The sequence below is a fragment of the Microbacterium oleivorans genome, assembly GCF_023715745.1.
In the GTDB taxonomy this organism is placed as follows: domain Bacteria; phylum Actinomycetota; class Actinomycetes; order Actinomycetales; family Microbacteriaceae; genus Microbacterium; species Microbacterium oleivorans_D.
The window spans coordinates 93209-112709 of the sequence record NZ_JAMBOV010000003.1 but is presented as its reverse complement, the minus strand read 5'-3'; the positions used below and the strand labels follow the sequence as shown (position 1 = coordinate 112709).

The following is a 19501-nucleotide window of genomic DNA, read 5'->3' as shown; positions in this document are numbered from 1 at the left end:
CAGCCTAACCACCGGCGGGCACCGCATCCGAACCGGCAGCGAGGTGCGCATGGATCGTGGCCGCCAGCCGGGGACCGATACCGGGGAGTTCCTGGATCTCCTCGGGTGTCGCCTGCTTCAGGCGGCTGACCGAGCCGAAGTGGCGGAGCAGCGCCTTGATGCGGGTCGCTCCGAGTCCCGGCACCTCCGCCAGCACCGTCGTGATGTCGCGACCGCGCTTCTTGCGCTGGTGCGTGATCGCGAATCGGTGCGCCTCGTCACGCAGCCGCTGGAGCAGGTAGAGCGCCTCGGAGGAGCGCGGAAGGATCACCGGGAAGTCGTCGTCGGGCAGCCACACCTCCTCGAGCCGCTTCGCGATGCCGCACAGCGCGATCTCGTCGTGTCCGGCGTCGCGCAGCGCACGCGCCGCCGCCTGCACCTGCGGCTGTCCGCCGTCGACGAGCAGCAGCTGGGGACGATAGGCGAAACGCGGGCGCTTGCGGGTGGCATCCACCTCGCCGTCCGCCGTGGGATCGATCGCCTCCTGCTCGGCTTCGTCGCGGTCGATGTGCGCGAGCCGCCGCATGAGCACCTGGTACATCGAGTCGGTGTCGTCCGTCGTCTCGGCGACCGAGAAGGACCGGTACTGATCCTTCCGCGGTAGGCCGTCCTCGAACACCACCATCGACGCCACGACGCCCGTCCCGCCGAGGTGGGAGATGTCGAAGCACTCGATGCGCAGCGGCGCCTCGGTCATGCCGAGGGCTTCCTGCAGATCCGTCAGCGCCTTCGTGCGGGCCGTGTAGTCGCTGGTGCGGCGGGTCTTGTGCAGCATGAGCGCCTGTTGGGCGTTGAGTGTGGCCGTCCGCATGAGGTCGGCCTTCTGCCCGCGCTGTGCGACCTGCAGCGTCACCTTCTTCCCGCGCCGCGACTGCAGCCACTGCTCGAGTTCGGCGGCGTCGTCGGGAAGGGTCGGCACGAGCACCTGACGCGGGATGTCCTCGGCGGATGCCGCGCCGTAGGCGCGCTGCAGGATCTGGTCCACCAGCTCGGGACCGGAGATGTCCAGCTCTTTGTCGATGGTCGTGGCACGGACCCCGCGGACGCGGCCACCGCGCACGACGAAGTGCTGCACCGCGGCGGAGAGTTCGTCCTCGGCGACACCGAACAGGTCGGCGTCCGTGTCCTCGCTCAGCACGAGCGCGCTGCGGTTGAGGACGGCGTCGAGGGCCTGCAGCTTGTCGCGGTACGACGCTGCAGCCTCGTAGTCCATCGCGGCAGCCGCTTCGCGCATCCTCGCCTCGAGCCGCTTCGTGAACCGTTTGTCGCTGCCCGACATGAAGGCGACGAAGTCGTCGACGATCGCGCGGTGCTCCTCGATGGTCACCGTCATCGAGCAGGGTCCCCCGCACCGACCGATCTGCCCGGGGAAGCAGGGCCTCCCCGTCGCCATCGCCTTCTTGTAGGACGAGTCGCTGCACGTGCGGATCGGGAACACCTTGATGAGCTGGTCGATCGTGTCGTGGACCGCCCAGACCTTCGGGTACGGGCCGAAGTACTTCGCTCCGCGGATGCGGCGGTTGCGCGTCACGATGACCCGCGGGGCCTCGTCGGCGAGCGTCACCGCCATGTACGGGTAGGATTTATCGTCCTTGTACCGGACGTTGAACGGCGGCGAGTACTCCTGGATCCAGGTGTACTCCAGCTGCAGCGAGTCGATGTCGGTCTTCACGACCGTCCACTCGACCTTGGCCGCCGTCGTCACCATGCGACGCGTGCGCTCGTGCAGGGTGTGCAGCGGTGCGAAGTAGTTCGACAGCCGCGCGCGCAGATTTTTGGCCTTGCCGACGTAGAGGATCCGCCCGTCGGCATCGAGGAACCGGTAGACCCCGGGATCCGTGGGGATCTCTCCCGGCTTGGGCTTGTACGGCAGCGCGGACGCCACGTCAGCCCGCCTTGCGCGCGGGAGCCACTTCCAGGATCTCGGCGAGGAACTGGCCGGTGTGGCTCTCCGATACGGTCGCGACCTGCTCCGGGGTCCCCGTCGCCACGATCGTTCCGCCGCCCGAGCCGCCCTCCGGTCCCAGGTCGATGACCCAGTCGGCCGACTTGATCACGTCGAGGTTGTGCTCGATGACGAGCACCGAGTTCCCCTTGTCAACGAGGCTGTTCAAGACCTCGAGCAGGCGCTGCACGTCTTCGAAGTGCAGACCCGTCGTCGGCTCGTCGAGCACGTAGATGGTGCGCCCGTTCGAGCGGCGCTGGAGCTCGGTGGCGAGCTTCACGCGCTGCGCCTCGCCTCCCGAGAGCGTCGTGGCCGACTGTCCGAGCCGGACGTAGCCGAGGCCGACGTCGACGAGGGTCTTGAGGTAGCGGTGGATCGCCTGGATCGGCTCGAAGAAGTCAGCCGCCTCCGAGATCGGCATGTCGAGCACCTCAGCGATGTTCTTGCCCTTGTAGTGCACGGCGAGGGTGTCGCGGTTGTAGCGCTGGCCGTGGCAGACCTCGCAGTCGACGTACACATCGGGCAGGAAGTTCATCTCGATCTTGATGGTGCCGTCGCCCGAGCACGCCTCGCACCGGCCGCCCTTCACGTTGAAGCTGAAGCGACCCGGCTGATAGCCGCGCGCCTTGGCCTCGGTCGTCTCGGCGAACAGCGAACGGATGCGGTCGAACACACCCGTGTAGGTGGCCGGGTTCGAGCGCGGCGTGCGACCGATGGGGGCCTGATCGACGTGCACGACCTTGTCGAGGTGTTCGAGGCCCGTGACGCGGGTGTGCTTGCCGGCCACCCGTCGGGCGCCGTTCAGCTTCGTGGCGAGGACCTCGTAGAGGATGCCGTTCACGAGCGAGGATTTGCCGGAGCCGCTCACCCCGGTGACGGCGGTCAGGACGCCGAGCGGGAAGTCGACCGTGACGTTCTGGAGGTTGTTCTCCCGCGCCCCCACGACCCGCAGCTGTCGGCCCTTGTCGATCTTGCGCCGCTTCTTCGGCATCCGGATCGCACGCCGGCCGCTCAGGTAGGCGCCGGTGATGGACTCCTGGTCCGTCAAGAGCTGTTCGACCGGACCCGAGTGGACGACGTTGCCACCCTCGACACCGGCGCGCGGGCCGATGTCGACGATCCAGTCGGCCGCGTGGATGGTCTCCTCGTCGTGTTCGACGACCACGAGCGTGTTGCCGAGGCTCTTCAAACGCACGAGCGTCTCGATGAGGCGACGGTTGTCACGCTGGTGGAGTCCGATGGAGGGCTCGTCGAGCACGTAGAGGACACCCGTGAGCCCCGACCCGATCTGGGTGGCGAGACGGATGCGCTGCGCTTCCCCGCCCGAGAGCGAGCCGGCAGCCCGGCTCAGGCTCAGATAGTTGAGGCCGACCTGGATGAGGAAGTCCAGACGCGCTCGGATCTCGCGGAGGACCGCGGCCGCGATGGTCGCCTCGCGGTCGGTCAGCGAGAGCTGTGCGAAGAACTGCTGCGCCTCGCCGAGGCTCAGGCGGGAGGCATCCGCGATCGAGTGACCGTGGACGAGCACCGAGAGCACCTCCGGCTTGAGGCGGTCGCCGTTGCAGACCGGGCAGGGCACCTCGCGGAGGAACTCCGCCCACCGCTGACGCTGCGTGTCGGTCTCGGCCTGCGTGAACTGGCGCTCGATGTACGGGATGACACCTTCGAAGCCCGACGCGTACCGCATCTCGCGCCCGTACCGGTTCTTCCACTTGACCGTGACCTTGTAGTTCTCGCCGGTGAGGACTGCGTCCTGTACGTCGGCGGGGAGGTCCTTCCACGGTGTGTCGAGCGAGAATCCGAGGTCGTCCGCGAGACCCACGAGGAGTCGCTCGTAGTACTGGAACAGGCCCTTGCCCTGCGTCGTCCACGGGACGATGACACCCTCGGCGATCGAGAGCTCTTCATCGCCGAGGAGCAGCTCGGTGTCGACGGACATCCGGGTACCGAGACCCGAGCAGGCGGGGCAGGCACCGAAAGGCGCGTTGAACGAGAACGTGCGGGGCTCGATCTCCGTCAGCGTCAGCGCGTGACCGTTGGGGCAGGCGAGCTTCTCGCTGTAGCTCTGCCAGGCGTCGTCACCCTCTTCATCGACGAAGTTGACCTGCAGGATGCCGCCGGCCAGCCCCAGCGCCGTCTCGACGGAGTCGGTGACACGGCTCAGGATGTCGGGGTTCGCCACGAGGCGGTCTACGACGACGGCGATGTCGTGCTTGTAGCTCTTCTTCAGTGTCGGCGGCTCCGCGAGCTGGACCGCCTCGCCGTCGACGATCGCGCGGGCGTAGCCCTTCGCGGAGAGCTCCTTGAAGAGGTCGACGAACTCCCCCTTCTTCTGAGACACGACGGGTGCGACGATCTGGTAGCGCGTCCGCTCCGGGAGCTCCATGAGCTGATCCGCGATCTGCTGCACGGTCTGCCGCTGGATCCTCTCGCCGCACTCCGGGCAGTGGGGAACCCCGACGCGCGCCCACAGCAGACGCATGTAGTCGTTGATCTCGGTGATGGTGCCCACCGTCGAGCGAGGGTTCCGGTTCGTCGACTTCTGGTCGATCGACACGGCCGGGCTGAGGCCCTCGATGAAGTCGACGTCGGGGCGGTCCACCTGGCCGAGGAACTGGCGCGCGTACGAGCTCAGCGACTCGATGTATCGCCGCTGACCCTCGGCGAAGATCGTGTCGAACGCGAGGCTCGACTTCCCGGAGCCGGACAGACCGGTGAACACGACGAGCGAGTCCCGGGGGATCTCGAGGTCGACGTTCTTCAGATTGTGGACGCGCGCGCCGCGGACACTGAGTTTGGAGGCGTGGGGAACGGGGACGATGGGCACCGGTCAATCCTAGGTTGGGCCACCGACACGGGCTCCGCCCTTCGCTGCGGGCGATCAGTCCTCGGGCGCGGGTCGACTTCCGGCGAAGGGCCGCAAGCCGTCTCGCAAGCGTTCGACGTCCGCCACCCCGAGGCCGACCCGTGCCATGATCTGCCGCGGCACGTCGAGTGCACGCTCCCTGAGCGCCGCACCGTCATCGGTCAGCGCGATGTCGAGCACACGCTCGTCCGCGGGGCGCCGGCGCCGGACGACTCGTCCTTGCGTCTCGAGTCGTTTGATGGTCGGCGACAAGCTGGCGGGCTCGACCGCAAGGGCGGTCGCCAACTCGGTGAGCGACTGCGGCGCTCTCTCCCAGAGCGCGAGCATCACGAGGTACTGCGGGTGCGTGAGTCCGAGCGGTTCGAGGACAGGGCGATAGATCGCGACGACGTTGCGTGCGGCGGTGACGATCGCGAAGCAGAGTTGGCTCTCGAGCTTCAGCACGTCATCGTCATCCATCGATCCTCCTCGTCCTAATAGTTAGTATACTAATCATTATGAATGGCGACCAGGAGTCACGACCACCGCTTCGGGAACGGATCCGTGCCGCCGGCGGGTTCTACCGGTGGTGGAACAGTCGCCTCATCCGGTACGCCGGTCCCGCCTCGGTCGGCCCCTACGAGACCGAGCCCGAGCCGGTCAGGAGCGAACGCGCCTGCCCGCTCTGCGGCCACCCGATGTCGATGCACACCTTCGACCGCTCGGGCGAGCGGCCGCTGATGCACTGCCCCTGACGCGCCTCAGGCGTGCCCGGCGCGCTCCATCGCGCGTAGCTCCTTCTTGAGGTCCTGCACCTCGTCGCGCAGCCGTCCGGCGAGTTCGAACTTCAGTTCGTCGGCGGCCGCGAGCATCTGACGGGTGAGGTCCTCGATCGTTGCCTCGAGCTGGTTCGCCCCCTCGGCTGCGATCCCCTCGCGCCGCAGCTGCGGCGTCGGACTCTTGCCCTTGCCGGACTTGGTCTTCCCCTTGCTGCGGCCGTCCATCATGTCGCGCGTGTCGCTGGCCTCGCGCGCGAGCGCATCGGTGATGTCCGCGATCTTCTTGCGCAGCGGCTGCGGGTCGATGCCGTTCTCGAGGTTGTAGGCGATCTGCTTCTCACGACGCCGCTCGGTCTCCTCGATGGCGGCCGCCATCGAGTCGGTGATCTTGTCGGCGTACATGTGCACCTGGCCGGACACGTTGCGCGCCGCGCGGCCGATGGTCTGGATGAGGGACGTCCCCGAGCGCAGGAACCCCTCCTTGTCGGCATCCAGGATCGCGACGAGCGACACCTCGGGCAGGTCGAGACCTTCGCGGAGCAGGTTGATGCCCACGAGGACGTCGTACACTCCCTGGCGCAGCTCGGTCAGCAGCTCGACCCGTCGGAGCGTGTCCACGTCGGAGTGCAGATAACGCACCCGGACGCCGTGCTCGCCGAGGAAGTCCGTGAGCTCCTCGGCCATCTTCTTGGTGAGGGTCGTGACGAGCACCCGTTCGTCCCGCTCGACGCGCAGCTGGATCTCCTCGAGCAGGTCATCGATCTGCCCCTTCGAGGGCTTGACGATGATCTCCGGGTCGACGAGCCCGGTGGGACGGATGATCTGTTCGACGACACCGTCGGCGATCCCCATCTCGTACCGACCGGGCGTCGCCGAGAGGTACACCGTCTGACCGATCCGCTGCTTGAACTCATCGAACCGGAGGGGACGGTTGTCCATGGCGCTCGGCAGACGGAACCCGTGGTCGACGAGCGTGCGCTTGCGCGAGGCATCCCCCTCGTACATCGCACCGATCTGCGGGACCGTGACGTGAGACTCGTCGATGACGAGCAGGAAGTCGTCGGGGAAGAAGTCGAGGAGAGTGTGCGGTGCCTCGCCCGGCATCCGGCCGTCGAGGTGACGTGAGTAGTTCTCGATGCCCGAGCAGAATCCGAGCTGCTGCAGCATCTCGAGGTCGAAGGTTGTGCGCATGCGCAGGCGCTGGGCCTCGAGCAGCTTGCCCTGCGACTCGAACTCCTTGAGTCGCTCCTCGAGCTCGTGCTCGATCGTGCCGATCGCTCGCTGCACCGTCTCGGTGCCCGCGACGTAGTGGGATGCCGGGAAGATCGGCACGCTCTCGAGCTTCTGCACGACGTCGCCGGTGAGCGGATGCAGCATGTACAGCGCCTCGATCTCGTCGCCGAAGAGCTCGATCCGCACGGCGTACTCCTCGTACACCGGGATGATCTCGATCGTGTCGCCGCGGACGCGGAAGTTGCCGCGCGAGAAGTCGACGTCGTTGCGGTTGTACTGCATCGCGATGAACTTGCGGATGAGGGCGTCACGGTCGTACCGCTCCCCCACCTGCAGGGCGACCATGGCGCGAAGGTACTCCTCCGGCGCACCGAGGCCGTAGATGCACGACACCGTGGACACGACCACGACGTCCCGCCGGCTCAGCAATGAGTTGGTCGTGGAGTGACGCAGCCGCTCCACCTCGGCGTTGATCGACGAGTCCTTCTCGATGAAGGTGTCCGTCTGCGGGACGTACGCCTCGGGCTGGTAGTAGTCGTAGTAGCTGACGAAGTACTCGACAGCGTTGTTAGGCATGAGATCGCGGAACTCGTTCGCGAGCTGCGCCGCGAGCGTCTTGTTGTGTGCGAGCACGAGAGTCGGACGCTGCACCTGCTCGATCAGCCAGGCCGTCGTCGCGGACTTACCGGTACCCGTCGCACCGAGCAGGACGACATCGGTCTCGCCCGCATTGATGCGGGAGGCGAGGTCCGCGATCGCCTGCGGCTGATCGCCGCTGGGCTGGTACTCGCTGACGACCTCGAAGGGTCGGACGGAGCGCGTGGTCTGCATGCTCCCAGCGTAGGCGTGGCCTCCGACACCGGCTCCGGCGTTCGCCGTCGGCGTGGACCTCAGCGGGTCAGGCGCTCCCACAGCGCATCGACCTGCGCGACCGTCTCCTCCATCGACCCGGTCGTGTCGATCACGACATCGGCGATCGCGAGCCGGCGACCGTCGTCGACCTGCGACGCGATGCGGGCGTCGGCGTCGGCGGGGCTCATCCCCCGCAGCGAGACGAGCCGCTCCCGGCGCAGCTCGACGGGCGCGTGGGCCACGACCACCAGCTCCCAGGGATCCTCGGCTCGGGCTTCCAGGAGCAGCGGCACGTCGTAGACGACGATCGCTCCCGGATCGGCGGCGTGGGCTGCGGCGAAGCGCGCGGCGGACTCGGCCCGGACCGCCGGGTGCACGATCGCGTTGAGCGTGCGCACGGCATCCTCATCACCGAAGACGCGTGATGCGAGACGCGGGCGGTCCAGTTCGCCCGCTTGCGTCAGCACGTCGTCGCCGAAGGAGGCCGCGATCTCTGCGAGCACCGGCGACCCGGCTCGCTGCACCTCGCGGACGATGGCGTCCGCGTCGACGATCACCGCGCCATGCTCGGCGAGTCGACGCGCGATCGTGGACTTCCCCGACGCGATGCCGCCGGTCAATGCGATGAGAGTCACCCTCCGAGGATGCCACGCCACGTCAGACCCGGGCGGGTCCGCGGTCATCGGGGCCGCCGAACAGAACGGAGGCCTCCAAGCTGCGGGAGGCGCGGAGCGCCGCCGCTCGCGCGGCGTTCAGCAGCACGATCGGTTCGTACCCCATCGTCTCCGTCAGCGCGACCCCCACACCGACGATCGGCAGCAGCCCCGTCGGGTTGCCGGCGAGGTCGTCGATGCAGCCGCGGTAGATCGCCGCCGCCTGACGGCGTGCCTCCGCCGCGGTACTCGAGACGACGCACACCGACAGGGTCGAGTCGCCGTCCTCCCCCACGAACGCCGACGCCGGGGCGTGTCGGCGCACGGCGCGCCGCCACTGCGCCGCGAGCTCGTCTGCGGCATCCGACCCGAACGCCGCAGCCATCTCGTCCATGCCGTCGATGCCCACGACGACGACGCTCAGCAGATCCTGCCGCCAGCTCGCCCGTTCGGCCACGTCGCGGAGCGCGTCGCGATAGGTCCCCGCGAGCATCACGCCGTCCGCGGCGACACCGTTCTCGCTCAGCCACTCAAAACGGCGCGTCGCGCTCTTGGTGGAACGGAGGATGGAGGTCACGACGACAGCGACCATGGTCAGCACGACGGTGGCGATGTTGGCCGACACGGATCCGAACCACGTCGTGAAGAAGTCGCCCTCCGGCCCGTCCGCGAGGAACACCACGAGCCGCGCGCTGTAGTAGACGGCGGCGGCGAGGAGTACGAAGGCGAACAGCTGCGCGTTCCCGACCCGCCCCATCGGACGCCTCAGCGCTTCGACACCCCCCGCGGCGAACAATCCGATGATGGTCACCACCATGACGGGCCAGCCGCCCCAGCTGCCGTCTTCGGGCACTCGGATCACCGCGGCGAGGAACGATGCGACCGTGAGCACTCCGACGATCACAGCGGGCCAGGTGATGGGGCGGTCGTTGAAGCGGCGGTTCCCGAGCCAGATGAACGCGGGGGTGAGCGCGAACGACGCGTTCCCGATGGCGATCGCGACGGCGCCGCCGATCCCCGAGGCCCATGAGATGTAGGCGAAGGTCGTCGCCGTTCCGCAGAGGTAGCCCACGGCCCAGAGGCGGCCCGCTCCGGTGTCGCGGCGGCGCAAAGTCTCCACGACGAAGATCCCCGCGGCGGTCAGAGCGACGATGGCCGTCATGACGGTCACCGAGAAGAGGTCCAGGGTCATCGCTCGTCGTCCCCCGAGGCGGAGCGATCAGCCGCTTCGGCCGCGGTGTCCGCCGTGGCGGGCAACCGCACCATGAAGGTCGTCCCGAGCCCCAGCGTCGATGTCACGGTGATGTCGCCGCCGTGGGCCCGGACGATCTCCCTGCTGATGGCGAGACCGAGCCCGGTGCCCGGCACTCCGCTCTCGGCGCGGAAGAAGCGCTCGAACACCCGCTCCTGATCTTCCGAGGAGAGTCCGATGCCGCTGTCACGGACGAGGAACCAGGAGTGCCTGCCGTCGGTCGACGCGCCCACGGTGATGGTGCCGCCGTCGCGATTGAACTTGATGGCGTTGCTGAGCAGGTTGTCGGCGACCTGCCGGACGCGCGCCGCGTCGATGAACGCGGGGGTCGGGAGCAGGTCGCTCGTGTCGATCCGGATCGCCCGGTCGCGCGCCACCGGTCCGAGATCGGATGCCGCCGCCGCCACGACGTCGGCGAGGTCCGTCTCCTGCGGAGAAAGGGTGACCTCGACCGACATGCGCGACGCGGTCGAGGCGGCAAGGATCCCCGAGACGATCCCGAGGAGACGTTCGCTGTTGCGGTAGGCCACGTCGACCTGGCGAGCGATCGCCGGAGGCAGATCCTCATGGTCGAGGACGAGCTCGAGGTACCCGATGATCGAGGTCAGCGGCGTCCGCAGCTCATGGGAGACCGACGCGACCAGGCTGTCCCGCGCCTTGAGGGCGGTGCGCTCCTCGGTGACGTCGCGCGCGACGAGGACGATGCCGGCGGGCCGCCCGTCGGCATCTTTCATGCGACGTGCGGTCAGGCTGATCGCGGCCCGTCGGGACTCCGAGATGGGGAACCAGACGACGAGGTCGCTGAAGGTCTCGCCCCGGAGGATGCGGGCGAGGGGGCGTTCGTCCGGTGCGAGGGGGGTCTCGCCGTCGGCGGCGTAGATCTCCTGCGTGGCGCCGAGCCGGCCGAAACTCGGGATCCGCTGCTGGAACTTGCCGAGAGCGTCGTTGACGAAGGTGATCTCCCCGTCCGTGCCGACACGGAGCACCCCGAAGTCGACGGTGTCCAGGACCTCGGTGAGCAGCTGCTCCTGACGGCTGGCGTGCCGGAGTGCCGCCGCCAAGCGGACGTTCTGCTTGTCGAGGAGTGCGCGCTGAGCCTGGAAGCGACGCGTGCCGTTGTAGGTGGTGACACCGATCGCGATCACGACCGCGGGGAGGACGATGATCCCCCAGGTGAATTCGAATGACGGCGCGAGGGCGAGCGCGATCCAGTAGGCGCTGATCGATCCGACGCAGCCGACGATCAGCCAGACCCGCCCGAGGCTCGACAGCCACATAGTGGGAAACGCCCACAGCAGGGCGACCCCGGGCACATCCGACGTGCGCATCAGCCCGATGGCGACGATGTCCACCAGCGGGACGATCGCGACCCACGACGGGGGGATGCGCGACCAGGGCACGGCCAGGCTGGCGAGGGCGGCGACGACGACGAGCACGACTCCGGCCGCGAAGGTGGAGGCCTGCGCTATCCATCCACCGGGGAAACCGGACAGGAAGATGCCGGCGACGATCGCGGTCAGAAGGATCTGATTGTTCGCGACGACCCGATCGCGCAGCTCCGTCAAGGGCACGCGCGAGCGCGCAGCCCGCTCGGCGCGCGCGCCGGCGGCGGGCGGAGCCGTGGGCACGCTGTGAGCGTGAGCCGCGCCCTGATCCGCATCTGCCACACGAGAACGTTACCGGCCCGGACGCCGCCGCGGCATCCGCCCGGAAACGACCGAGGGGCCGGAGCACTCGGCTCCGACCCCTCAGTGATGCGGGTGTCGATCAGCGACCGGACAGCTTCTCGCGGAGAGCAGCCAGCGCCTCGTCGTCGGCGAGGGTGCCGGCACCGCTCGAGACCTCGGACGAGAAGGACGACGAGCCCGAGTCGGCGGGAGCAGCAGCCTCGGCCTCGAGAGCCTTGGCGACGGCGGCCTTGTGAGCCTCCCAGCGACCCTGAGCAGCGGCGTACTCGGCCTCCCAGGCGAGGCGGGCCTCGTCGAAGCCTTCCTTCCACTGGTTGGTCTCGGGGTCGAAGCCCTCGGGGTACTTGTACTCGCCGTTCTCGTCGTACTCGGTGACCATGCCGTAGAGGGCCGGGTCGAACTCGGTGCCGTTGGGGTCGACCGACTCGTTGGCCTGCTTCAGCGACAGCGAGATGCGGCGGCGCTCGAGGTCGATGTCGATGATCTTGACGAAGACCTCTTCACCGACGGAGACGACCTGCTCGGCGAGCTCGACGTGCTTGCCCGACAGCTCGGAGATGTGCACGAGGCCCTCGATGCCGTCGGCCACGCGGACGAACGCACCGAACGGGACGAGCTTGGTGACCTTGCCCGGCGCGACCTGACCGATCGCGTGGGTGCGGGCGAAGACCTGCCACGGGTCCTCCTGCGTCGCCTTCAGCGACAGGGAGACGCGCTCGCGGTCGAGATCGACCTCGAGGATCTCGACGGTGACCTCCTGGCCGACCTCGACGACCTCGGATGCGTGCTCGATGTGCTTCCACGAGAGCTCCGAGACGTGGACGAGGCCGTCGACGCCACCGAGGTCGACGAACGCACCGAAGTTGACGATCGACGAGACGGTGCCCTTGCGGACCTGACCCTTGTGGAGGTTGTTGAGGAAGTTCGAACGCGACTCGGACTGCGTCTGCTCGAGCAGGGCGCGGCGCGAGAGCACGACGTTGTTGCGGTTCTTGTCGAGCTCGAGGATCTTCGCCTCGATCTCCTGGCCGAGGTACGGCGTCAGGTCGCGGACGCGACGCAGCTCGATGAGCGACGCGGGGAGGAAGCCGCGGAGGCCGATGTCGACGATGAGACCACCCTTGACGACCTCGATGACGGAGCCGGTGACGACACCGTCGTTCTCCTTGATCTTCTCGACGTCTCCCCAGGCGCGCTCGTACTGCGCGCGCTTCTTGGAGAGGATCAGGCGGCCTTCCTTGTCCTCCTTCTGGAGGACGAGGGCCTCGACCTGGTCGCCGACGTTGACGACCTCGTTGGGGTCGACGTCGTGCTTGATCGAGAGCTCACGCGAGGGGATGACACCCTCGGTCTTGTAGCCGACGTCGAGGAGGACCTCGTCGCGGTCGATCTTCACGACGGTGCCTTCGATCAGGTCTCCGTCGTTGAAGAACTTCAGGGTCTTCTCGACCGCGGCCAGGAAGTCCTCAGCAGATCCGATGTCGTTGATGGCGACCTGCTTGGTGGCCGGGGCGGTCGTTGCGTTAGTCATGTAGGGGGTTGTCCTTGGATGGTGTTGTGTTCGGGCCACGGGGCCAGTCCGCACGAGGACGTGCGGCAACCGATCGTGGCAGGGTGGTTGTTCGTGCAATGTCACGCGGGCGCGGCGCAAGGGCCACGCGTGTGACACTCCAGGGTATCAGAGAGCGTCTGCGTAGTACCAGCGACCAGCGCGCCTCAGGAACCTGCTGTCTTCCTCGAGGAGTCGGCTCTCCCCCGTCGCCGTGTCTCGCCATCGGGCCCGGAACGCTACTCGACCCGTGCGGCCGTCGGGAGTCGTCTCAGAACGGAGCACCTCGAGGCCGAGCCACGAGGTCCCGTCATCCACCGACACGTCATCGGGGCGCGTCGCAGGCCACCAGGTGTCGGCGAGGTGCCGGGCATCCGCCAGCGCGAACGCCGTGTATCGGGACCGCATGAGGTCCTCGGGCGTCTCGGCGGGAACGCCGTCGAGGACGGGTCCGCAGCATGCCGCGAACGCCCGTCGGCCGCAGGGACAGAGCGCGTCCGGCGCAGGCCGACGCCCCCGATGAGCGGATGCCGCAGCCCCGAACGACATGTTCCCTCCCCCGCCGCATGATCGACGCCCGCGAGCTTACGCGCTGTGGAGAACCCGCGAGGAGGGCGGCCCCGGTCACTACCGTGGTCGCATGACCGCTCGACGTTGTGCTGCCCTGCTGGCGACGACCGTGCTCGCGGCGGCCCTCGCGGCGTGCGCGCCCGCGAGTGCACCGACGCCGACGCCCACGCCGACCGGCTTCGCTTCGGAAGAGGAAGCCTTCGCCGCCGCCGAGGCGACCTACCGCGCCTACGTCGACGCCCTGAACCGTGTCGACCTCAGCGACCCCGCCACCTTCGAGCCCGTCTATTCCTTACTGGACGGCGAGGCGCTAGCCAGCGAGAAGAAGACCCTCACACAAATGCACGCGGATGGCTGGAGGGTGTCCGGAGAAACTGAGGTGCCATCGATCTCGGCCGGAGAGATGCCAGCACAGATCCTGGTCTGTCAGGACGTCTCGGGAGTCGCAGTGGTCGACGCCGCCGGTCAATCCCGGGTTTCGCCTGATCGCCCTGACATCTTCGCGCTGGACGTAGAGATCGAGCAGGATCCCACATCTGTTACGGGCGCTCGCATCGTTGCGAGTACAGCGATTGAGGATGACAGGTGCTGACGCGATCACAATCTGCTCTTCTCCTCGTCGGACTCTTAGCATTCGCCGCAGTTGGCCAGGAGACACGCGCCTGGGCCGCGGGAGGCGAATGTGTCGGATCCAACACGTGGACCAATTGCGCGATCGAGAATGACTCTTCCTCGGTCTCGATCGGGGCCACACGCACCGAGACCACGACCCCTCGCTCACCCGCCCGCGGCAACGAGAACAACGGCGGCGGCACGAACGCCCCGATCCTGACGCCTCCGCCCCCGCGCGACCCGAACGCGTACTACCCGGGCGGCCGCACGCGGGAGCAATGGCTGGTCGACTGCGCCTTCGACCTCGCCTGCACGGCCCCGGTCACCGCCCCCGGCACCGCGCCACTGCCCGGTGCCGAGCAGGCGGAGCAGGACCCCGTGGACCCGGATCCCGCGCCCGCGGCACCCGATCCGACCACCGCCACCATCGACGACGTCGCGCATTTCGCGCCCTCACCGCCGCAGGTCGTGGGTGAGCCCGACGGGTTCGGCGTGGTGGGCATGCCGACCAACTTCGTGGTTGCTGCCACCGAGCACACGGTGGACGGTGAGATCTTCGACGTCCCGGTGACCGTTCGATTCACCCCTGTGTCCTTCGTCTTCGATTACGGCGACGGCACCACCCGCGAGACTCGGACGCCAGGGCGTTCCTGGCAGGAGCTCGACGTCCCGCAGTTCACCGCCACCGACACCAGCCACAGCTACAGCGCACCCGGGGAGTACAGCGCGGGCGTCACGATCCGCTACGTCGCGGAGGCCGACGCGGGCGGCGGCTGGTTCGCCGTCCCCGGCACCCTCGCGATCGATTCGCCGTCGACCCTCATCCGCGTCGTCGACGTCGACACGGCGCTGGTGCAGCGCACCTGCGACGAAGACCCGAGCGGTCCGGGATGCTGAATGCGAGGATGAGCGCGTGACCGCACGCCTCATGCTGCTCGACTCCGCCAGCCTCTACTTCCGCGCCTTCTACGGCGTGCCCGACACCGTGAAGGCGCCCGACGGGCGGCCCGTCAACGCTGTACGGGGATTCCTCGACATGATCGCGAAGCTCGTCACCACCTACGAACCGACCCACCTCGTCGCCTGCTGGGACGATGATTGGCGTCCGCAGTGGCGAGTCGACCTCATCCCGTCGTACAAGGCCCACCGCGTCGCGCAGGAAGTCGCGACCGCACCGGACGTCGAGGAGGTCCCCGATCCCCTCGAGATCCAGGTGCCCGTGATCCGCGAGGCTCTCGGGACCCTCCGCATCCCCATCATCGGCGCAGCGGAGCACGAGGCCGACGACGTCATCGGCACGCTGGCCTCGACGAGCGCGATCCCCGTCGATGTCGTCACCGGCGACCGCGATCTGTTCCAGCTCGTCGACGATGCGCGCGGCGTCCGCGTCGTCTACACGGGGCGGGGCATGAGCAAGCTCGAAGAACTCACCGACGCGGTCATCGTCAGCAAGTACGGGATCCTTCCGACCCAGTACGCGGACTTCGCCGCGATGCGCGGCGACGCATCCGACGGACTCCCGGGAGTCGCGGGGGTCGGCGAGAAGACGGCGGCCACGCTCCTCGCGGCCCACGGCGACCTGCCCGGCATCCGTCGGGCCGCCGAGGCCGGCGAAGGGATGAGCGCCGGCGTGCGGACGAAGATCCTCGCGGCGAGCGACTACCTCGACGTCGCCCCGCGTGTGGTCGAGGTCGTCCGCACGCTCGAGCTGCCACAGGTCGACTCGCGCATCGTCGCGCCCGATGACACCGCGGTCGCCGGACTCGCGGAGGCCTGGTCGCTCGGATCCTCCGCGACCCGAGCCGCAGCAGCGCTGTCGGCCCGAGCGTGACTCAGCGCGACGCCTTCCAGTCCCGCAGGCGCGTCAGCGGCCACGTCGTGATGATGCGCTCGGGAGGAACCCCCGCGCGCTCCGCGCGGATCGCACCGTGATCGAGCAGGGACAACTGCCCCGGCGCGTGCGCATCGGAGTCGATCGAGAAGAGGCATCCCGCTTCGATCGCCAGGGCGAGCAGGTCGTCCGGCGGATCCTCGCGCTCCGGGCGCGAATTGATCTCGACGGCGGTGCCGTATTCGGCGCACGCTTCGAACACCGCGCGCGCGTCGAAGGTCGAGGGCGGCCGCGTCCCCCGCGACCCCGAGACGAGCCTGCCCGTGACGTGACCGAGCACGTCCACACGGGGATCGGATGCCGCCGCAACGAGCCGCCGGGTCATCGGCCCGCGTTCCATGCGGAGTGCCGAGTGCGCCGACGCGACCACGACGTCCAGCGAACGCAGGAGCTCGTCCTCCTGGTCCAATGATCCGTCGTCGAGGATGTCGACCTCGATGCCGCTCAGCAGCGTGAACGTCGCGTCGCCGAACCCGGGGATCAGCGTCAGCTGCTCGCGCAGGCGCTCGGCGGAGAGACCGCGGGCGACGCGCAGGCGCGGCGAATGGTCCGTCAGCGCCAGGTACTCGTGGCCGAGGGCACGCGCCGCCTCGACCATCAGGTCGATGGACGTGAGACCGTCCGACCACTCGGAGTGCGCGTGCAGGTCGCCGCGCAGATGCGAACGCAGCGCCGACGCGACGGGCGGTGATACGCGCTCCCGGAGGTCCGCGAGGTAGGTGGGCACCCGACCGGACATCGCCTCGCTGATCACGGCGAATGTGGATCCGCCGATCCCCTTCCGCGCACGGAGGCGGGGCAGGTCGGCTCGCTCGTCCGCGGTCAGGTCCGCCAGGGTCTTCGCGGCGGCGCGGAACGCCTTCGACTTGTACCGGGAGGCGCGATCACGCTCGAGGAGCTCAGCGATCTCCGTCAGCGCCTCGATCGGATCCATGTCGGCCTCAGCGCCCGGATGCCGCGACCCAGGCGTCGAGCTTCGCCGCTGCCGCGCCCGAGTCGACGGCCGCCGCCGCTTCGGCATACGCCTCCGCGAGGCGTTCCACGAAGGACAGCTGCAGCTGACCGGCATCCCGGAACAGGCGGTACGACACGATGCCTGCGGCGGCGTTCAGGAGGACGATGTCGCGCACCGGTCCCGTCTCACCCTGCAGGACACGGCGGACGACGCCCGCGTTGTGCTCGGCGTCCCCGCCGAGGAGGTCGGCGATCTCCGCACGCGGGATGCCCAGATCACGGGGGTCCAAGTCGTGCTCGCGGACGTCGCCTCGACTGATCTCCCAGACCCGGCTGTGACCCGTCGTCGTGAGTTCGTCCATGCCGTCGTCACCCCGGAAGACGAGCGCCGTCGCGCCGCGCGTCTGGAAGACGCCCGTGATGAGCGGCACCCGGTCGACGTGTGCCACGCCGACGGCGTTGGCCTCCGCGCGCGCCGGGTTGCACAGCGGGCCCAGGAAGTTGAAGACGGTCGGGATGCCGAGCTCGGCGCGCGTGGGGCCGGCGTGACGGAACCCGGGGTGGAAGGCGGACGCGAAGGCGAAGGTGATGCCCACCTCGTCGAGCACCTCGGCGACCCGCTCCGGCGAACTCGTCAGGTCGACGCCGAGCGCGGCGAGCACGTCCGACGACCCCGACTTGGAGCTGGCGGCGCGGTTGCCGTGCTTCACGACCGGGATGCCGGTGGCCGCCACGATCACCGACGCCGTGGTCGAGACGTTCACGGTCCCGTAACGATCACCGCCCGTGCCGACGATGTCGAGCACATCGGCCGGCACCGGGAGAGGCACCGCGGCCTCGAGGATGGCGTCGCGGAACCCGACGACCTCGTCGACCGTCTCACCCTTGGCGCGCAGCGCCACGAGGAAGGCGGCGAGCTGGGAGGGAGTCGCGTCGCCCTGCATGACCTGGCGCATCGCCCACGTCGACTCCGAAACGCTGAGGTCCTGCCCGGAGAGCACCGAGGTGAGGATTTCGGGCCAGGAGTACATGTCCGCCATGCCTCCCGATCCTACTCAGCACTCTGTCAGGCGACTCGCGGCCCGGACATCGCACGATCCGATGCCGGAGAAAGGGACGAGTACCTTCAGGAATGCGAAACCCTCCCCCAACATCGGCCATAATGGGGAGCGTGACGACCACTCCCGCGACATACAACCAGGCACTGCGTTCGGTGAAACGACCGGACCCGGTGGCCGTCGGCACGATCGTGTGGCTCGGCAGCGAAGTCATGTTCTTCGCCGGCCTCTTCGCCATCTACTTCACGATCCGCAACACCTCGCCGGAGCTGTGGGCCGCCCGCACCGAGCTGCTGAACATCCCGTTCGCCGCGGTGAACACCCTCATCCTGGTGCTGTCGTCGTTCACGGCGCAGGCCGGCGTCTTCGCCGCCGAGCGCTTCCAGCCCTACCGCCGCGGTTCCCTCTGGAACTTCCGCCAGTGGGGCATGGTCGAGTGGTTCTACGTGACCTTCATCATGGGCGCCGTCTTCGTGTCCGGTCAGGTGTGGGAGTACGCCACCCTGATCGCGGAGGGCATGCCCATCAGCGCCGACTCGTATGCGTCGGCCTTCTACCTGACGACGGGCTTCCACGCTCTCCACGTGACGGGTGGCCTCATCGCCTTCCTGCTCATCATCGGACGCGCCTTCGCCGTCAAGAACTTCGGTCGAAAGGAGATGACCTCCGCGATCGTCGTGTCGTACTACTGGCACTTCGTCGACGTGGTGTGGATCATCCTCTTCGCCGTCATCTACTTCATCCGGTAACACAGAGCGGAGCTGAGTTCCTCAATGGCATCCAAGACCCCGCGTCGGCAGACGGGCCGTCGCAGCAAGTGGGCGGCCGCCGCTCTGATCGGCGTCGGCCTGCTGCTCACGGGTGGCATCTACGCCGGTGCGTCCGCGGCGATGGCCTCGACGACGTCGACCGAGACCTCCACGCTCACCGTCGAGGACGGCAAGAAGCTGTTCCAGGCGAACTGCGCGACGTGCCACGGCCTCGACCTCGAAGGCACGGCGGACGGCCCCTCCCTTTACGGAGTGGGAGAGCTGTCCGTCGAGTTCCAGGTCTCCACCGGCCGCATGCCGCTGCAGGCCCAAGGTCCGCAGGCTCCTCAGAAGGCCCCGCAGTTCACCGAGGACCAGATCAAGGCGATGGCCGCCTGGGTGCAGTCGGTCGCCCCCGGCCCGACCTACCCGGACGAGCGGATCCTCGACGGTGAAGGTAACCTCACCGAGGGCGCCGAGCTCTTCCGCATCAACTGCGCGATGTGCCACAACGTCGCCGCCGCCGGTGGTGCTCTGACCGAGGGCAAGTACGCTCCGGCTCTGACCAAGACCAGCCCTCTGCACATCTACGCGGCCATGGTCACCGGCCCGCAGAACATGCCGGTCTTCAACGACATGACCATCACGCCCGACGAGAAGCGCGACATCATCTCGTCCCTGATGTACCTCCAGAAGAGCGAGCCCGTGGGTGGCTTCACGCTCGGATCGCTCGGACCGGTCTCCGAGGGTCTGTTCATCTGGATCTTCGGGATCGGCACGCTGATCGGCATCGCGGTGTGGATCACCGCGAAGTCCAACTGACCCACCACCG

17 protein-coding genes are annotated in these 19501 nt (G+C 68.3%); 6 read left to right on the top strand and 11 right to left on the bottom strand.

The features are described 5' to 3' along the window. Nucleotides 1–4: 4 nt before the first annotated feature. Genes uvrC through M3190_RS08415 form a run of 3 tightly spaced genes read right to left on the bottom strand, consistent with a single transcriptional unit; the run spans nt 5 to nt 5309 of the window. Nucleotides 5–1924, bottom strand: a complete 1920-nt coding sequence (uvrC, locus tag M3190_RS08425) for an excinuclease ABC subunit UvrC (protein WP_251580528.1) — start codon at nt 1922–1924, stop codon at nt 5–7. Between the two features lies 1 nt (nt 1925). Further along, nucleotides 1926–4811, bottom strand: coding sequence for an excinuclease ABC subunit UvrA (gene uvrA / locus M3190_RS08420; RefSeq protein ID WP_251580527.1), 2886 nt, complete (start codon nt 4809–4811; stop codon nt 1926–1928). 54 nt (nt 4812–4865) lie between these two features. After that, nucleotides 4866–5309, bottom strand: a complete 444-nt coding sequence (locus M3190_RS08415) for a MarR family winged helix-turn-helix transcriptional regulator (RefSeq protein WP_251580526.1) — start codon at nt 5307–5309, stop codon at nt 4866–4868. Between the two features lie 38 nt (nt 5310–5347). Between M3190_RS08415 and M3190_RS08410 the strand changes: the two genes are divergently transcribed. Continuing rightward, nucleotides 5348–5584 (top strand): hypothetical protein, encoded by a 237-nt coding sequence (locus tag M3190_RS08410; protein ID WP_251580525.1) that lies wholly within the window; start codon nt 5348–5350, stop codon nt 5582–5584. A gap of 6 nt (nt 5585–5590) precedes the next feature. On the opposite strand, the gene uvrB is transcribed toward M3190_RS08410, so the two are convergent. From uvrB to M3190_RS08380, 6 genes are all read right to left on the bottom strand, one after another. Next, complete coding sequence (gene uvrB / locus M3190_RS08405) at nt 5591–7672, bottom strand: excinuclease ABC subunit UvrB (RefSeq protein WP_251580524.1); 2082 nt, start codon at nt 7670–7672, stop codon at nt 5591–5593. Between the two features lie 59 nt (nt 7673–7731). Continuing rightward, nucleotides 7732–8328 (bottom strand): dephospho-CoA kinase, encoded by a 597-nt coding sequence (gene coaE / locus M3190_RS08400; RefSeq protein WP_251580523.1) that lies wholly within the window; start codon nt 8326–8328, stop codon nt 7732–7734. A 22-nt stretch (nt 8329–8350) separates the two neighbouring features. Then, the gene (locus M3190_RS08395; protein WP_251580522.1) at nt 8351–9538 is read right to left on the bottom strand and encodes a diguanylate cyclase; all 1188 of its coding nucleotides are present in this window, start codon (nt 9536–9538) and stop codon (nt 8351–8353) included. Beyond that, on the bottom strand, nt 9535–11226 hold the full coding sequence (locus tag M3190_RS08390; RefSeq protein ID WP_251580521.1) for a sensor histidine kinase: 1692 nt from the start codon (nt 11224–11226) through the stop codon (nt 9535–9537). Before M3190_RS08390 ends, M3190_RS08395 begins: the two co-directional genes overlap by 4 nt. A gap of 139 nt (nt 11227–11365) precedes the next feature. After that, nucleotides 11366–12817 carry a 30S ribosomal protein S1 gene (gene rpsA / locus M3190_RS08385; protein WP_064002307.1) on the bottom strand — a complete coding sequence of 484 codons (1452 nt, stop codon included), beginning with the start codon at nt 12815–12817 and terminating at the stop codon, nt 11366–11368. A gap of 147 nt (nt 12818–12964) precedes the next feature. Beyond that, complete coding sequence (locus M3190_RS08380; protein ID WP_251580520.1) at nt 12965–13384, bottom strand: YchJ family protein; 420 nt, start codon at nt 13382–13384, stop codon at nt 12965–12967. A gap of 91 nt (nt 13385–13475) precedes the next feature. Between M3190_RS08380 and M3190_RS08375 the strand changes: the two genes are divergently transcribed. From M3190_RS08375 to M3190_RS08365, 3 genes are read left to right on the top strand one after another with little or no spacing between them, the layout of a single operon-like run. Continuing rightward, a complete protein-coding gene (locus M3190_RS08375; protein WP_251580519.1) occupies nt 13476–13997 on the top strand; it encodes a hypothetical protein in 522 nt (173 codons plus the stop codon). Further along, complete coding sequence (locus tag M3190_RS08370) at nt 13991–14914, top strand: hypothetical protein (RefSeq protein WP_251580518.1); 924 nt, start codon at nt 13991–13993, stop codon at nt 14912–14914. The genes M3190_RS08375 and M3190_RS08370 overlap by 7 nt, the downstream gene beginning before the upstream one ends. 16 nt (nt 14915–14930) lie before the next feature. Beyond that, a complete protein-coding gene (locus M3190_RS08365; RefSeq protein ID WP_251580517.1) occupies nt 14931–15848 on the top strand; it encodes a 5'-3' exonuclease in 918 nt (305 codons plus the stop codon). A gap of 1 nt (nt 15849) precedes the next feature. Here the strand turns inward: M3190_RS08365 and M3190_RS08360 are convergent, their stop codons facing one another. After that, a complete protein-coding gene (locus M3190_RS08360; RefSeq protein WP_251580516.1) occupies nt 15850–16842 on the bottom strand; it encodes a PHP domain-containing protein in 993 nt (330 codons plus the stop codon). A gap of 7 nt (nt 16843–16849) precedes the next feature. Beyond that, a complete protein-coding gene (trpD, locus tag M3190_RS08355; RefSeq protein WP_251580515.1) occupies nt 16850–17902 on the bottom strand; it encodes an anthranilate phosphoribosyltransferase in 1053 nt (350 codons plus the stop codon). A 122-nt stretch (nt 17903–18024) separates the two neighbouring features. On the opposite strand from trpD, the gene ctaE reads away from it, so the two are divergent. Both ctaE and qcrC read left to right on the top strand, forming a co-directional pair. Then, nucleotides 18025–18669: an aa3-type cytochrome oxidase subunit III gene (ctaE, locus tag M3190_RS08350; RefSeq protein ID WP_064002312.1), complete on the top strand. Its 645-nt coding sequence runs from the start codon at nt 18025–18027 to the stop codon at nt 18667–18669. A 24-nt stretch (nt 18670–18693) separates the two neighbouring features. After that, the gene (gene qcrC, locus M3190_RS08345; protein WP_251580514.1) at nt 18694–19491 is read left to right on the top strand and encodes a cytochrome bc1 complex diheme cytochrome c subunit; all 798 of its coding nucleotides are present in this window, start codon (nt 18694–18696) and stop codon (nt 19489–19491) included. Nucleotides 19492–19501: the final 10 nt, after the last annotated feature.

Bases quoted from the DNA above. Each gene is read 5' to 3' on its own strand.
- rpsA (WP_064002307.1), bottom strand. From the start codon at position 12,817: ATGACTAACGCAACGACCGCCCCGGCCACCAAGCAGGTCGCCATCAAC.
- qcrC (WP_251580514.1), top strand. From the start codon at position 18,694: ATGGCATCCAAGACCCCGCGTCGGCAGACGGGCCGTCGCAGCAAGTGG.
- M3190_RS08415 (WP_251580526.1), bottom strand. From the start codon at position 5,309: ATGGATGACGATGACGTGCTGAAGCTCGAGAGCCAACTCTGCTTCGCG.
- uvrB (WP_251580524.1), bottom strand. From the start codon at position 7,672: ATGCAGACCACGCGCTCCGTCCGACCCTTCGAGGTCGTCAGCGAGTAC.
- M3190_RS08410 (WP_251580525.1), top strand. From the start codon at position 5,348: ATGAATGGCGACCAGGAGTCACGACCACCGCTTCGGGAACGGATCCGT.
- M3190_RS08360 (WP_251580516.1), bottom strand. From the start codon at position 16,842: ATGGATCCGATCGAGGCGCTGACGGAGATCGCTGAGCTCCTCGAGCGT.
- M3190_RS08380 (WP_251580520.1), bottom strand. From the start codon at position 13,384: ATGTCGTTCGGGGCTGCGGCATCCGCTCATCGGGGGCGTCGGCCTGCG.
- trpD (WP_251580515.1), bottom strand. From the start codon at position 17,902: ATGGCGGACATGTACTCCTGGCCCGAAATCCTCACCTCGGTGCTCTCC.
- ctaE (WP_064002312.1), top strand. From the start codon at position 18,025: ATGGGGAGCGTGACGACCACTCCCGCGACATACAACCAGGCACTGCGT.
- M3190_RS08395 (WP_251580522.1), bottom strand. From the start codon at position 9,538: ATGACCCTGGACCTCTTCTCGGTGACCGTCATGACGGCCATCGTCGCT.
- M3190_RS08375 (WP_251580519.1), top strand. From the start codon at position 13,476: ATGACCGCTCGACGTTGTGCTGCCCTGCTGGCGACGACCGTGCTCGCG.